General features: G+C 40.1%; 15 protein-coding genes. All 15 read left to right on the top strand.

What is annotated here, in order from left to right; all coding sequences use genetic code 11:
- The first annotated feature begins 3 nt into the window (after nucleotides 1–3).
- A complete protein-coding gene (locus tag HED61_RS12575) occupies nucleotides 4–888 on the top strand; it encodes a polyprenyl synthetase family protein (RefSeq protein ID WP_175413577.1) in 885 nt (294 codons plus the stop codon).
- Entirely contained in the window at nucleotides 888–1,718 is an 831-nt protein-coding gene (locus tag HED61_RS12570; RefSeq protein WP_003126211.1) for a TlyA family RNA methyltransferase, read from the top strand. The genes HED61_RS12575 and HED61_RS12570 overlap by 1 nt, the downstream gene beginning before the upstream one ends.
- Nucleotides 1,719–1,811: 93 nt before the next feature.
- Nucleotides 1,812–2,261 carry an arginine repressor gene (argR, locus tag HED61_RS12565; protein WP_003126212.1) on the top strand — a complete coding sequence of 150 codons (450 nt, stop codon included), beginning with the start codon at nucleotides 1,812–1,814 and terminating at the stop codon, nucleotides 2,259–2,261.
- Nucleotides 2,262–2,273: 12 nt separating this feature from the next.
- The gene (gene recN, locus HED61_RS12560; RefSeq protein ID WP_219644997.1) at nucleotides 2,274–3,944 is read left to right on the top strand and encodes a DNA repair protein RecN; all 1,671 of its coding nucleotides are present in this window, start codon (nucleotides 2,274–2,276) and stop codon (nucleotides 3,942–3,944) included.
- A gap of 122 nt (nucleotides 3,945–4,066) precedes the next feature.
- Nucleotides 4,067–4,795, top strand: a complete 729-nt coding sequence (locus tag HED61_RS12555) for an alpha/beta hydrolase (protein ID WP_138372056.1) — start codon at nucleotides 4,067–4,069, stop codon at nucleotides 4,793–4,795.
- A gap of 410 nt (nucleotides 4,796–5,205) precedes the next feature.
- A complete protein-coding gene (locus HED61_RS12550; protein WP_003126216.1) occupies nucleotides 5,206–6,060 on the top strand; it encodes a phosphate ABC transporter substrate-binding protein PstS in 855 nt (284 codons plus the stop codon).
- 118 nt (nucleotides 6,061–6,178) lie between these two features.
- On the top strand, nucleotides 6,179–7,099 hold the full coding sequence (gene pstC / locus HED61_RS12545; RefSeq protein ID WP_003126217.1) for a phosphate ABC transporter permease subunit PstC: 921 nt from the start codon (nucleotides 6,179–6,181) through the stop codon (nucleotides 7,097–7,099).
- Entirely contained in the window at nucleotides 7,099–7,983 is an 885-nt protein-coding gene (gene pstA / locus HED61_RS12540; protein ID WP_003126218.1) for a phosphate ABC transporter permease PstA, read from the top strand. Before pstC ends, pstA begins: the two co-directional genes overlap by 1 nt.
- Nucleotides 7,984–7,996: 13 nt before the next feature.
- Complete coding sequence (pstB, locus tag HED61_RS12535; protein WP_003126219.1) at nucleotides 7,997–8,803, top strand: phosphate ABC transporter ATP-binding protein PstB; 807 nt, start codon at nucleotides 7,997–7,999, stop codon at nucleotides 8,801–8,803.
- Between the two features lie 31 nt (nucleotides 8,804–8,834).
- Nucleotides 8,835–9,593 (top strand): phosphate ABC transporter ATP-binding protein PstB, encoded by a 759-nt coding sequence (pstB, locus tag HED61_RS12530; protein WP_003126221.1) that lies wholly within the window; start codon nucleotides 8,835–8,837, stop codon nucleotides 9,591–9,593.
- Between the two features lie 12 nt (nucleotides 9,594–9,605).
- Nucleotides 9,606–10,283 (top strand): phosphate signaling complex protein PhoU, encoded by a 678-nt coding sequence (gene phoU / locus HED61_RS12525; protein ID WP_003126222.1) that lies wholly within the window; start codon nucleotides 9,606–9,608, stop codon nucleotides 10,281–10,283.
- A 408-nt stretch (nucleotides 10,284–10,691) separates the two neighbouring features.
- Nucleotides 10,692–12,260 (top strand): daptomycin-sensing surface protein LiaX, encoded by a 1,569-nt coding sequence (gene liaX, locus HED61_RS12520; protein WP_005471173.1) that lies wholly within the window; start codon nucleotides 10,692–10,694, stop codon nucleotides 12,258–12,260.
- A 51-nt stretch (nucleotides 12,261–12,311) separates the two neighbouring features.
- Nucleotides 12,312–12,617: a PspC domain-containing protein gene (locus HED61_RS12515; protein WP_003126224.1), complete on the top strand. Its 306-nt coding sequence runs from the start codon at nucleotides 12,312–12,314 to the stop codon at nucleotides 12,615–12,617.
- On the top strand, nucleotides 12,617–12,976 hold the full coding sequence (locus HED61_RS12510) for a phage holin family protein (RefSeq protein ID WP_003126225.1): 360 nt from the start codon (nucleotides 12,617–12,619) through the stop codon (nucleotides 12,974–12,976). The genes HED61_RS12515 and HED61_RS12510 overlap by 1 nt, the downstream gene beginning before the upstream one ends.
- Before the next feature lie 602 nt (nucleotides 12,977–13,578).
- Nucleotides 13,579–14,304 (top strand): LytTR family transcriptional regulator DNA-binding domain-containing protein, encoded by a 726-nt coding sequence (locus tag HED61_RS12505; RefSeq protein WP_081131622.1) that lies wholly within the window; start codon nucleotides 13,579–13,581, stop codon nucleotides 14,302–14,304.
- Nucleotides 14,305–14,326: the final 22 nt, after the last annotated feature.

The raw sequence follows: 14,326 nt of genomic DNA, 5'->3' as shown, positions 1-14,326 counted from the left end.
AACATGCAACAATTTCAAGAAAAATATCTTTCGGAGATCGAAGCTGTGATTGTTCGATTTCTAGAAGAGCATACAAGTGATCAAACGTTGAAAGATAGTATGCTCTACTCCATTCATGCTGGCGGTAAACGAATTCGTCCATTGCTGTTGACAGCGACCGTTGCTTCTTTCTATAAGTCAATGACTTTGGGAGTATACCAGACTGCAGCAGCCCTAGAGATGATTCATACCTATTCACTGATTCATGATGATTTGCCGGCGATGGACGATGACGCCTTGCGACGAGGCAAACCAACAAACCATAAAGTCTATGGAGAAGCACTAGCGATCCTTGCTGGGGACGGTCTATTGACTGCTGCGTTTCAGTTGTTATCGTTAGCTGATCTTGAACCAGATAAGAAAATCTTGCTTTTGCAGCAGCTTAGTCATACGGCAGGCACAGCAGGGATGGTGGCTGGACAGGCAGCAGATATCCAAGGGGAAAATCAGCAACTCACACTTGATGAGCTGATCAGCATTCACGAACGCAAAACAGGTGAACTGATTCGTTTTGCAGTGATTGCAGGTGGTATTTTAGCGGATCAGACAGAAGAAGTTATCCAGCTGCTCGATCAATTTGCTCGTCATATGGGCTTAGCCTTCCAAATCCGCGATGATCTTTTAGATGTCACCAGTACAACAGAAGTATTGGGCAAGATTGTCCATCGAGATGATGCACTAGCTAAAAGTACTTATCCGGCTTTGCTAGGACTTGATGGCGCTAGTGAAGCGTTGAAGGATGAATTGAATCAAGCGTATGCTGTGTTAGATGAACTGAGCAGTTATGGTCATTTCGATCAACGATTGCTCGCATCCGTTGTCAAACAATTCGAGATTAGAGGAAAGTAATGAAAAAAGAACGAGTAGATGTTTTAGCGGTCCAACAAGGACTTTTTGAAACCAGAGAACAAGCGAAACGCGGTGTCATGGCTGGATTAGTTTACACAGAGAAAAATGAACGTTTAGACAAACCAGGTGAAAAAATCAGCGGGGAGACACAGTTGCAAATCAAAGGCAAAAAGCTGCCTTATGTTTCCCGTGGTGGCTTAAAACTTGAAAAAGCTTTGAAAATCTTTGACTTTGAGGTGAAAGACCAAATTCTGCTGGATATTGGTGCGTCTACCGGCGGCTTTACTGATGCAGCTCTGCAGAATGGGGCAAAAATGAGTTATGCCTTAGACGTTGGCTACAATCAGTTGGCGTGGAAACTACGTCAAGATCCGCGAGTAGTCGTGATGGAACGTGTGAATTTTCGTTATGCCAAACCTACTGATTTTTTAGAAGGATTACCAGAAAGAGCAACCATCGATGTGTCATTTATCTCTTTGAAGTTGATCTTGCCGCCGTTACATGAAATTCTCGTAGACCAAGGAGAAGTCATAGCGCTGATCAAGCCCCAATTCGAAGCAGGGAAAGCATCTGTCGGAAAAAACGGCATTGTTCGTGATCCTGCAGTCCATCAAAGGGTTCTCGAAGAAATCTTGGACTTTGCCCAATCGAATGGCTTTAATATTCTTGATCTTAGTTTTTCACCGATCACGGGCGGTGAAGGCAACATTGAATTTTTGGTTCATCTACAGAAAGTGCAGAATGGTGATGGCACAAGGAAAGCCGAAATCTCTGTCCCTCAGATCGTTGCTGAAGCACATGAAACCTTTCATCATCCAAAAACTTACTGATTTTGCAGAGCTGGTATTTTACATGCCGGCTCTCTTTCTTTCTGTCTAAAAATAGGATAAAATTAGTAGGAATTCAATCAGGAGGAACGAGAGATGAGAAAAAAAGAGCGTCATCGTTTGATAACACGATTGCTTAGTGAGCAAGATATTCAAAAACAGGAAGAATTTGTCGAATTGCTTCAGGAAAAAGGGGTGTCGGTCACACAAGCGACAATTTCCCGCGATATCAAAGAAATGAAGCTAGTCAAAGTCCCTTCACAAAAAGGTGGCTACCGCTACAGCATTCCTCAAGAAACGTCAGAAGATGTCATTGCCAAATTAGAAAAGATTTTGAAAGCTGCCTTTGTTTCTGTTGATCGAATGGATAAATTTGTTATTTTACGCACATTGCCGGGAAATGCTTCCGCTTTGGCAAATTTGATCGATAAACAATATGCAAAGGAACTGTTTGGTACCTTAAATGATGATGACAATGTATTGATGATCACTAAAACAGAAGCAGATGCAGAAACTTTGTTTAAAGATTTTCAACGATTTATGTAGAGGAGGCAATCCATGCTTTTAGAGTTGACCATTCAAAATTTCGCAATTATTTCCCACTTACACCTTTCTTTTCATGAAGGAATGACAGCTTTGACAGGTGAAACAGGTGCCGGGAAATCAATCATTATTGATGCGATGGGCTTGTTAGCCGGCGGACGCGGATCTACTGACTACTTGCGTCAAGGAGCAGAGAAATGCCGACTGGAAGGCCTTTTTGAATGGCCGCAGCAGCCTGAGTTTCAAGAACTGACAGAAGAATTAGGCATTGATCAAGAAGATGTGCTGATCGTCCAACGGGATATCACACAAGCAGGAAAAACAATCTGTCGTGTCAATGGACGTACGGTCACCTTGGCAAGTCTGCGAAAGATTGGTCTTTTTTTAGTTGATATTCAAGGACAAAACGAACATCAAGAGTTATTACAGCCGGAAAGGCATCTTAGCTTGGTAGATGGGTTTGGCGATGATGGTTTCAAAGCAGAACTGCTGCACTATCAGGATGCCTATCAGGAATACCGCAATTTAGAAAAACAGGTTCGCAATATTCAGGAAAATGAACAATTATATGTTCAACGGATGGATATGCTGCGATTCCAACAAGAAGAAATCGCACAGGCTGAATTAATCGAGGGCGAAGAAGAAAATCTGATCGAAGAACGTGAGAAGTTAACCAACTATCAGAAAATCGTCGATGCACTGGGGCAAAGTTATGGTGCGCTCTCTTCAGAAGAAATGAGCAGTGTCGACGGTGTAAGTGTGGCACTGTCCGAGATCCAATCTATCGCCCACTTAGATCAAGCCTATGAAAAAATCACTGAAACGATCCAGAGCGCTTATTATTTGTTGCAGGATGCTGCTTCTGATATTTCACGACAATTAGATAACCTTGAACTTGATGAAGGACGTCTAGAAGAAGTTGTCAACCGACTGGAAACGATTCGTCAATTGAAGCGCAAATATGGCGAGTCCATCTCCGTCATCCTAGCTTATTATGAAGAAATTAGTAAGGAGATCTCTGAATCTGCCTATACTGAAGGCCAGCTGGAACAGTTAGAAGAGCAATTGACAGCTAAGGCCGATGCTGTTTGGGCTCTTGCTGAACAACTCCATGTCAAGCGGCGAGAAATCGCACATCGATTAGAAAAAGAAATTGTGCAAGAATTGAACGACCTCTATATGGAACATGCACAGTTTGAAGTTCGTTTTGCAAATGGCAAGCAGTTGACAGCTACTGGATTTGATAGTGTGGCTTTTTATCTCACGACCAATCCTGGGGAAGGCATGAAGCCGTTGGTTCGGGTAGCATCTGGTGGTGAGCTGTCTCGTATCTTATTAGCATTGAAATCGATTTTTTCACGGAAACAAGGGATCACGAGTATTGTTTTTGACGAAGTAGATACCGGAGTCAGTGGCCGCGTGGCGCAAGCAATTGCTGAAAAGATCTCAAAAATTGCGTTGAATTCCCAAGTATTGTGTATCACTCATTTGCCGCAAGTAGCCGCAGTAGCTGATTATCAATATTTTATTGAAAAAGCGATCCAAGAAGGACGGACGGAGACTCGAGTTCGTCAGTTATCCTATGAAGAACGAGTGACTGAGATTGCTCGTATGTTATCAGGAGCAGAAATCACAGAACTGACAGTAGAGCATGCGCGTGAATTGTTAGCCTTGGCTCATCAGTAAATGCTTGAAAGAAGTTACCCACAAAATGGAAACGCGAACGCAAGTGCCGCTCCCTTCAAACTAGTTAAGAAGCGACTGCTTGGTTCAGGCGGTTCCATTTTGTTGATTTTGGAGGATGGAAAATGAAAAAATATCAAAAAATACTACTTGGTCTAGTGATCGGCCTACTGTTGATCGGAGCAGGTGGATGGTTGGGCTGGCAAAAATTACACTATCCGGCAAGTGAAGCCGCTCAAGCAGCTCTTTCGAAAGGGCAAGAGAAACGAGATGCGCTTTATTTCTCTGGAGACCCTGAAAAACCACTCGTTGTTTTTTATCCGGGAGCATTAGTAGATGCAGAAAGTTACAGTATTTGGGCAAAAGAGGTGTCTGAAAAAGGATACTCGGTTGCAATCGTCAAGATGCCCTTTGATATGGCGGTCCTTGGGGGAAATCGAGCAGAGAATATTTTAAACGAATTTCCACATAATGGCTATGTGATTGGCGGGCATTCATTGGGTGGCGTGATGGCAAGCCGTTATGCCGCTAGTCAAAAGAATGGGTTAAAGGGAGTCTTTTTCTTAGCGAGTTATCCAGATGAAAAAGGCAGTTTAGCAGAGACTAATTTGCCTGTGCTTTCTCTCACTGCTAGCAATGACGAGGTATTGAATCAAGGGAATTATCAAGCAGCAAAAACCTATTTGCCGGATTCAGCTATTTTCGAAACAATCTCAGGAGGCAATCACGCTGGTTTTGGTAGTTACGGCTCACAGCGTGGTGACGGAGCTGCCGAGATTTCAAATGAGGAACAACAACAACAGATCGCTGAGAAACTCACACAATGGTTAGATAACCTGGATAAAACACAATAATCCGTTATTTTGGACAAAAAAAGACGGCAGAAGCTGGTACATAAATGACCACTTCTGCCGCTGTTTTGATTCAACATACATTTGGGGAAATGTTGATGAAATCACGAAAACGTCGAACATAATTTGGGGCTATTCTTGATTGGGGAAGCAAGAAAGGTTATTATGTTCTTTTAATAATTGTTTTCTTATCCAGTATAGCACAGTAAGAATTGACAATATACTTCTTTTTACTAATTGAAAAAAATTTTTACTTTTTTACTTTTAGTTATTTTCTGTAAGTGATTGTAGGAAATGTAGTAAATTTTTGTCAGGAGTGAGAAATATTAGCAAATAATAATTTTCAACAATTTCATAAAATGGTAAAATGGAAATAATTGTATTTAACTTTGGAGAGAACAAGGAGCGTTATCATGAAAAAATTGAAATTTTTGGGACCAGTTTTAGGCTTGGTCATTCTATTATCAGGATGTGCAAAATGGATCGATCAAGGGGAATCGATCACCGCTGTCGGCTCATCCGCATTACAGCCGTTAGTAGAGACTGTGGCAGAAGAATTCCAAAATGAAAACCCAGGCAGATTTATTAATGTTCAAGGTGGCGGTAGTGGTACAGGATTGAGTCAAGTTCAAGCAGGTGCTGTAGATATCGGCAACTCAGATCTGTTTGCAGAAGAAAAGTCTGGTATCGATGCTAAAGCACTTGTGGATCATAAAGTAGCTGTAGTAGGAATCACTCCTATTGTAAATAAAAATGTCGGTGTATCTGATATCTCTACAGAAAATTTACGAAAGATTTTTCTAGGCGAAATTACCAACTGGAAAGAAGTAGGGGGGAATGATCAAAAAATCGTTCTATTGAACCGTGCGGCAGGAAGCGGAACAAGAGGAACTTTTGAAAAATGGATCATGGATGGAGAAACAGCAATCCCATCGCAAGAACAAGATTCAAGTGGAATGGTTCGTTCGATTGTTTCGGATACGCCGGGAGCTATCAGTTACGTTGCATTCTCTTATGTGACAGATGATGTCAATGTTCTTTCTATTGATGGCGTAGCACCGACAGACGAAAATGTGACGACAAATGACTGGAAAGTCTGGGCGTATGAACACATGTATACGAAGGGAGAACCTACAGCACTGACAGCAGAATTCCTAGAGTATATCCTTTCGGATGAAGTTCAAGAGCACATTGTTGGGGATCTTGGTTATATTCCTATTTCAAGAATGCAAGTTGAACGCGATTGGGAAGGAAACGTCATCAAGTAACCTTTACACAAAATTTACAATGTTGCCGAAAAATTTACAAAAGGTTTAACAGAAATTGATGTTCGAGCGATAAACTAATATTTGTGAATTTAGTTTGATTTTTGAGGAGGAATCCCTCGTGGAAAATGTAAAAGAAGTGTTAACGAAAAAATCTAAGCGAGCAAAAATGGAGCAGCGGGGAAAGCTCATTAGTTTTCTTTGTATCGCATTGATCGTTTTGGTTGTGATTTCAATTTTTTATTTTGTAGCAAGTCGTGGGCTTGCCACGTTTTTCGTTGATAAAGTAAATGTGTTTGATTTCTTGTTTGGTACACAATGGAACCCTAGTGCTGTTGGTCCAGATGGACAGCCGCTTGTCGGCGCATTGCCGATGATCGTCGGCTCATTTGTGGTAACTTTCTTATCAGCGATTATCGCAACACCATTTGCGATTGGTGCAGCTGTCTTTATGGTAGAAGTTTCCCCTCGCAACGGTGAAAAGATTTTGCAGCCAGTTATCGAGTTACTAGTGGGGATCCCATCCGTTGTTTACGGATTTATCGGACTATCCGTGATTGTTCCAGCGGTCCGTTCTGTTTTTGGCGGTACTGGTTTTGGGATTCTGGCAGGGACATTTGTTCTGTTTATCATGATCTTGCCAACTGTGACGACAATGACTGTCGATGCGTTGCGAGCAGTCCCAAGACACTATCGCGAAGCCTCACTTGCTCTTGGAGCAACAAGATGGCAAACGATTTACAAAGTTGTTTTGCGGGCAGCAGTTCCAGGGATTTTAACAGCAGTCGTCTTTGGAATGGCTCGGGCATTTGGTGAAGCATTGGCCATCCAAATGGTGATCGGGAATGCGGCATTGATGCCGTCTAGCTTGGTGACACCTGCTTCAACATTGACATCGATTCTAACGATGGGAATCGGAAATACGATCATGGGGACTGTTGAAAATAACGTGCTATGGTCATTAGCGCTGATCTTATTATTAATGTCTTTATTGTTCAATATTGTGATTCGATTGATTGGTAAGAAAGGAGCGTTGAAATAATGAATGCAAAACGCTCAGATAAAATTGCGACTGGTGTGCTTTATGCTGTAGCAGGAATCATTGTTTTGATTTTGGCTTCTTTATTGCTTTATATCTTAGTACGAGGGATTCCTCATATTAGTTGGGAATTTTTGACCTCACCTTCCAAAGCTTATCAAGAAGGTGGTGGGATTGGGATTCAGCTATTCAACTCATTGTATCTTTTATTGGTTACAATGATCATTAGTTTCCCGATTTCATTAGGTGCCGGAATCTATTTATCCGAATATGCGAAAAAGAATTGGTTTACAGATGTAGTGAGAACATCGATTGAGATTCTTAGTTCGTTGCCTTCAGTTGTAGTCGGTCTTTTTGGTTTTTTAGTCTTCGTTATCCAATTCGGTTACGGATTCTCGATTATTTCAGGAGCCCTAGCACTAACGTTTTTCAACTTACCATTACTAACAAGAAATGTAGAAGAATCATTGCAAGCCATCCACTATACACAGCGTGAAGCTGGGTTGTCGCTTGGATTGTCACGCTGGGAAACAGTCATGCGAATCATCGTTCCTGAAGCAACACCAGGGATATTGACTGGTGTGATCCTAAGTTCGGGACGTATTTTCGGGGAAGCCGCAGCATTGATTTACACCGCAGGTCAGAGTGCACCAGCGTTAGACTTTTCAAATTGGAACCCGCTGAGTGTTTCCAGCCCGATCAGCATTTTCCGACAAGCGGAAACATTGGCTGTCCATATTTGGAAAATCAATACAGAAGGAACGATGCCTGATGGAATCCAAGTTTCAGCTGGCGCTTCAGCTGTCCTGATCATCGCTGTTCTATTGTTTAACTTTGGCGCTCGTGCAATCGGTAAACGATTGTATAAGAAAATGACGTCAGCATAAGGAGAATCACTGTATGAATGATTATAATTGGGAAGAACGCAATATCATTACCTTTGATCGACCAGAAGACGTCGCTCTTTATACAAATGATCTGCACGTATGGTATGGAACGAATGAAGCGATCAAAGGAATCGATCTGCAATTTGAAAAAAACAAAATTACCGCATTGATTGGACCTTCTGGTTGTGGGAAATCGACCTATCTTCGTTCATTGAATCGCATGAACGATGGTATTGCGAATACGAAAGTAACGGGTCAAATTATGTACAAGGGTGTCGATGTCAATACGAAAGAAGTCGATGTCTATGAAATGCGCAAACGGATTGGTATGGTTTTTCAACGTCCAAATCCTTTCAGTAAATCAATTTATGACAATATCGCATTTGCTTTGCGTCGTCATGGTGAAAAGAACAAGAAGAAATTAGACGAGATCGTTGAAACAAGTTTGAAACAAGCCGCTCTGTGGGATCAAGTCAAAGACAGCCTGGATAAAAGTGCTTTAGCATTGTCCGGGGGGCAACAACAACGTCTGTGTATTGCTCGTGCCATCGCTATGAAGCCGGATATTTTACTTTTGGATGAACCAGCGAGTGCGCTAGATCCAATCTCTACCGGAACGGTTGAAGAAACATTGGTCAACTTAAAGCAAGATTATTCGATTATTATCGTGACGCACAACATGCAGCAAGCTGCACGGATCAGTGACTATACCGCGTTCTTTTACTTGGGAAATGCAATTGAATATGATCACACACGAAAAATATTCACGCGTCCTAAAATCCAAGCAACAGAAGATTATGTATCAGGTCACTTTGGCTAATCTGATCCGATCAGTAAACGGAGGCTAAGAAATGGCAGAAGAAATTATCACATCAAAAGATCTGCATTTATATTATGGAAAAAAAGAAGCACTAAAAGGAATCGATCTTTCCATCAATAAAGGAGAAATTACTGCAATGATCGGTCCTTCCGGCTGCGGCAAGTCGACTTATCTTCGTTCGTTGAATCGGATGAATGATTTGATTCCTGGTGTCACGATCACAGGGAGTGTCGTATATAAAGGAAAAGACATCTACAGTCCGCAACAAGATACAGTAGATTTACGGAAAGAAATCGGTATGGTTTTCCAACAACCGAATCCATTTCCCTTTTCGATTTACGAAAACGTTATTTATGGGTTAAAATTAAAGGGTGTCAAAGACAAAGAGATTCTCGATAAAACCGTGGAAGAAAGCTTGAAAGCTGCCTCAGTATGGGATGATGTCAAAGATAAGCTTCATCAAAGTGCGCTTTCTTTGTCTGGCGGCCAGCAACAGCGGGTTTGTATTGCCCGAGTATTGGCTGTCGATCCGGAAATCATTTTATTAGATGAACCAACCAGTGCGTTGGATCCTATTTCATCAGGTAAAATCGAAAATACCCTTTTGACACTAAAAGAACGATACACAATGATCATTGTGACTCATAACATGTCTCAAGCTTCAAGAATCTCTGACAAAACAGCCTTCTTCTTAGATGGCAACTTGATCGAATTCAATGATACCAAGAAAGTATTCTTGAGTCCGAGGGAGAAAGAAACAGAAGACTATATTTCAGGAAGATTTGGTTAGGAGGAAAAAGCAATGTTGCGTACACAATTTGAAGAAGAATTACTGAATCTTCACAATCAATTTTATGAAATGGGGATGCTTGTAAGTAGTGCGATCCATAAATCTGTTCGCGCTTATGTGAAGCATGATAAAGAGATCGCTCAAGAAGTAATAGAAAACGATGAAGCAATCAACAATATGGAAGTTCGACTTGAGAAGAAAAGTTTCGAAATGATTGCCTTGCAACAACCTGTAACGACTGATTTGCGAATGATCATCACTGTGATGAAAGCTAGTTCCGATTTGGAACGAATGGGAGATCACGCGGTATCTATCGCAAAGTCAACGATTCGTGTTAAAGGCGAGACCCGAATTGCAGAGATTGAGAAAGAAATTTCCGATATGTCTGACTATGTCAAAAAAATGGTGGACAATGTTTTGGTCGCTTATGTAAAAACGGACCAAGAAGACGCCCGGATGATTGCACAAATGGATGAGCGGGTAAATGATTACTATCGAGATATCTATTATAAAACGATTGATAGCATGAAAGCCAATCCTGAGACAGTTGTCAGTGGTACGGATTATCTTTCTGTGGCCCAATATCTCGAGCGGATTGGTGATTATGTCACAAATATTTGCGAATGGATCGTTTATTTGGCTACTGGTAAGATCAGTGAGTTAAATAGTAATCGTTCTGAGCTGATGTAGTGAGTATATCTTTGTTCAAAATATAGATTTAGCTCATCAGCTTTCACATGAATGTATATTATTATTGTACGGACTGTACTGTAAGAAGAGAGATAAAAAATAGCGTATCATTGATCTGGGATCATGGATAAACTATTGGAAAACGTGTGAGGTTATTCTTGCGCTATTCTGTTCTTCTGTAGTACAGTTTTTTTGTAGTTTTTTTAGATAAAGCTGATAAGCACAAGTTTTCCTTTCACAAAGAATCATCTTCTCTGATTTCAAGCAGAACAATTACTCTTTTATTGAAAGAACTTCGGATTGATAAAAACTTGGTACTTAAGACCTATGACAGTTTGCGGAAAAACAGGCATAATAGGTTCGTAAGCTAAACTTGCAAACAAAAATTTGCTGAAGGAGGCAATTTCCATGAACGAAAGAGAACGTGTATTGGATTTAGTGAAAAAAGGTGTGCTTTCTACAGAAGAAGCATTGGATTTGCTGGAAGGAATGGCAAAAGCCAAAGACGAGAATCAAATCAACAAAGCTGCAGCTGAAGTATCCGCTGATAAGACAAATAATGACTTTTTTGAAGAAGTTGAAGAAGCCCACGAGAAAGAAGAAGCTTCTTTTGATGGTGAAGAAAAACTTCGTCAAAATGAAGCACAAGATAAAGAAAATCTTGAAAAAATCTTGGACGGATTGGCAACTGAGGCAAACCAAGCTTCTGCTGAATTAGATGAGATCAATGTAGAAATTCAAGGTGTAAAAGAGGAACTGAAAGAAGCACAAGAAGTCCTCATGCAATTGAACACAAAAGAGGAATTGGATCAATTATCTGAAGAAGAACTTGCAACACGGCAAGAGACGGAAGCGACAATCGCTTCTCTAGAAGATTCATTAGATAGTTTGAGCGAAGAAAAAGCGACATTGGATGCGAAGTTGAAAAATATTCGCAAAGACCAATGGTCACAAACAAAAGAAAAAATCAGCCAAAAACTTGATATTCCAGATGACTGGAAAGAACAAGCCTCTGATACATTTACTCAAGTCAGTGAAAAAATGGTTGATGCAGGTACTCAATTTGGCCAATTCTTGAAAAAAACAGTTCGTGCTGTTTCAGAATCAGTGAATGACAACATGGAATGGAAAGATATCAATCTGAAAGTTCCAGGAGTAGCAGCAACGAAATTTGAACATACCTTTGAATATGCTGAAACAGAAGCAACATTGATCGATGTGAAATTAGCAAACGGAAATGTTGAATTCCGCTTGTGGGATCAACCGGGTGTGAAAGTGGATGCTAAAATCAAACTCTATGGTAAAATGGATGCTGCAACACCTTTCGATGCTTTTGATGCACGAAGCCAAATTGATGTTGACGATGAACGCATTTCATTCCAAATTCCAAACAAGCGTATCCGCGCTGATCTGGTTTTCTATCTGCCGACACGTACCTATGATCATGTTGCAGTGAAATTGTTGAACGGGAATGTAACATTTGACGAATTGGTGGCAAGAGATGTTTATACGAAATCAACCAACGGTACGATCGATTTCCGCAAAGTAGATGCTACGATGTTGGAGATTGAAGGTGTCAATGGAAATATCTTGGTTCAAGATGGAGATATCCTTGATGCTATCATTGAAACTGTCAATGGGGATGTTACTCTTACCGCGACACCACAAAATACTGGAATTTCTCTAGTGAACGGGAATATCCGAATCACTTACAAAGAAGACCGACTACAAAAATTAAATGCTAGCTCAGTCAACGGAAATGTCAAAGTAGCATTACCACAATCAGTTGGATTTGAAGGCTTGGCAAAAACCAGCTTAGGAAGTATCAATCAACGGCTGAGCAATTTTGAAATCGTGCGTGAGAAAAAAGAACGTATGAACCAATTATTGCAATTCCGCCGCGTAGCTGATAAAGTAGCACAAGTCGATCTTTCAACAACGACTGGGAATGTCTTTATCAAAGACACAGAACAATAATCTGATTCCATCAGATCTATAGATAGATTGTCAGAAGGAAGGTGAAGGTAAATGAACAAACGATTAACGAAATCAACCAATAATGTAGTGATTACAGGTACTCTGGGAGGTTTAGCAGAATACTTAGGAATCGATCCAACGATCATCCGTGTGATCTATGTCTTTCTATCATTAGTGACAGCTGGTTTCCCTGGGATCACCCTTTATGTCATCATGGCGATCTTGATCCCTTCTGGACGCAAAAGCTCTGGTGGATATGGACACGACAATCAGTACTACAAAGCGAACAACAAAGAAACAAATCGTCCGCGCAAAGAAGCAGATAAAGTCGAGGATGAGGACTGGAGTGACTTCTAATGTCCTACTTTCAACGACTGATAATGAATACACTCACCTTTGTTGCTCTGGCAGTATTGCTGCCAAACATGGTCCATGTACGTAGCATCATGATGGCATTAGTAGCCAGCTTTGTTCTCTCTATTTTAAATGCGTTGATCAAACCAATCTTGAGTATCATCTCATTTCCATTAACGCTGTTGACATTTGGGCTTTTCAGTTTTGTCATCAACGCTTTAATGCTAAATTTGACTTCAACTTTTGTAGGAGCTGCTAACTTTGGCTTTTCCTCATTTGGTGCAGCGATTCTGGTTGCTTTGATTATGTCAGTGATCAATATGATTGTGACTGAACACCATATTGAAAAATATACAAAATAAAACATCCACACGTTTCTGATACATAGCTAGCTATGTTGAAAGAACGTGTGGATGTTTTTGTTTTTTAATATTAAAGAACAATGTGAACAAACAAACTGTAATAATAAGAAAAGCAAAACATCTTTTTTTGTAATATTTATAAAAGAAAGACAAATCCGCCAATTATTTCTTCGAAATAACCATTTTTTGTCATGTTCATCTAGCTGTGTCATGTTAAATTGAGTAGAAAAATCTGTGAAAATACTCGTGTCTATTAGTTCCATTTGTTATTGTTTCGCAGTGATAAATATTGATAGAAGTAGTATTTTATGAAGGGGATCGATGGGAATACGAGCAGTATCATCGCACCACTTTTTTGACTAATAGCTATTCACTAAAACGAATAGTCTAAGCAGTTAAGCCGCCCACGCTAGAGTACCATTCTAAAATCTACGGAAACAATTCTTGCTGAATATCCACTATGACTAACTAAGTGAATAGTTACATTGTTCTTAAATACAGCTGAATTTTTGCACAAAGGTTCTTTTAATGCGCTTGAAAGTGCAAGCGGGCATTTTTGATTAATAATACAATTAAAAATGATGTAAAAAAGGAGAACTTAGATGTCTGCAAATTTAAGCAACTTTGCTGTTTATGTAGTAGATGATAATTTTTTTAATGGAGAGTGGCTAAAAAAAGCGATCCAAGAATGCCAACTTCCGTGTGCTTCAGTAGAAATTTTCCTGCCGGACCAATTTGAGCGTTTTATTAATGAACACCTTACCGATATCAATGATTTATTCTTATTTTCCACTGATATGAAAGGATATGATCGAGGTTTTCAATTAGCAGGAAGATTGAGAAGCCAATGTAAAAAATGTCAAATAGCTTTTTATGGAATAGATGCTTCAAAGATACAGATGAAAAAAATGAACCTCCTGTGCCCATTAGGGATCATTGATACAAAAGAAGCGTTTAAACACCAACTAAGAAACTTGTTAATTGAAGCAATAGAAGTAAAGCAATCATTATTAGGCAAAAAGCACTTATTAAAGCTTGAAAACAAACGAGAATTGATCGTTATGGATGCAGAATCAATCAACTATATCACAACGGTCAAAGAAGAGCGCAACCAAATCGTTCTTCACCAAAAGAAGTCGATCGAATACATTGAGATGTCCTTGAAAGTCATCAAGCAATTGGACCTACCCGCTTATTATAAAGTGTTTAAATCCTACATTATCAATACAGGACAAATCAGGAAAATTGATCGAACAAACAACATTCTTTCTTTTTTTAGCGGTGAAGAATTAGAAGTGGGTAAGAAAATAAGAAAAGCGATTGATTAAAAATACATATATAAATTGGAGG

The organism is Enterococcus gallinarum (genome assembly GCF_021496385.1).
Lineage (GTDB): Bacteria > Bacillota > Bacilli > Lactobacillales > Enterococcaceae > Enterococcus_D > Enterococcus_D gallinarum.
Note: the sequence above shows the minus strand (reverse complement) of the source record. Positions and strands in the feature narration are given on the sequence as shown.

What these genes read in the sequence shown, in the direction of transcription:
- recN (WP_219644997.1), top strand. Translation starts at nt 2,274, where the DNA reads ATGCTTTTAGAGTTGACCATTCAAAATTTCGCAATTATTTCCCACTTA.
- pstA (WP_003126218.1), top strand. Translation starts at nt 7,099, where the DNA reads ATGAATGCAAAACGCTCAGATAAAATTGCGACTGGTGTGCTTTATGCT.
- liaX (WP_005471173.1), top strand. Translation starts at nt 10,692, where the DNA reads ATGAACGAAAGAGAACGTGTATTGGATTTAGTGAAAAAAGGTGTGCTT.
- HED61_RS12555 (WP_138372056.1), top strand. Translation starts at nt 4,067, where the DNA reads ATGAAAAAATATCAAAAAATACTACTTGGTCTAGTGATCGGCCTACTG.
- HED61_RS12510 (WP_003126225.1), top strand. Translation starts at nt 12,617, where the DNA reads ATGTCCTACTTTCAACGACTGATAATGAATACACTCACCTTTGTTGCT.
- phoU (WP_003126222.1), top strand. Translation starts at nt 9,606, where the DNA reads ATGTTGCGTACACAATTTGAAGAAGAATTACTGAATCTTCACAATCAA.
- pstB (WP_003126219.1), top strand. Translation starts at nt 7,997, where the DNA reads ATGAATGATTATAATTGGGAAGAACGCAATATCATTACCTTTGATCGA.
- HED61_RS12550 (WP_003126216.1), top strand. Translation starts at nt 5,206, where the DNA reads ATGAAAAAATTGAAATTTTTGGGACCAGTTTTAGGCTTGGTCATTCTA.
- HED61_RS12515 (WP_003126224.1), top strand. Translation starts at nt 12,312, where the DNA reads ATGAACAAACGATTAACGAAATCAACCAATAATGTAGTGATTACAGGT.
- HED61_RS12570 (WP_003126211.1), top strand. Translation starts at nt 888, where the DNA reads ATGAAAAAAGAACGAGTAGATGTTTTAGCGGTCCAACAAGGACTTTTT.
- HED61_RS12575 (WP_175413577.1), top strand. Translation starts at nt 4, where the DNA reads ATGCAACAATTTCAAGAAAAATATCTTTCGGAGATCGAAGCTGTGATT.
- HED61_RS12505 (WP_081131622.1), top strand. Translation starts at nt 13,579, where the DNA reads ATGTCTGCAAATTTAAGCAACTTTGCTGTTTATGTAGTAGATGATAAT.
- pstB (WP_003126221.1), top strand. Translation starts at nt 8,835, where the DNA reads ATGGCAGAAGAAATTATCACATCAAAAGATCTGCATTTATATTATGGA.
- argR (WP_003126212.1), top strand. Translation starts at nt 1,812, where the DNA reads ATGAGAAAAAAAGAGCGTCATCGTTTGATAACACGATTGCTTAGTGAG.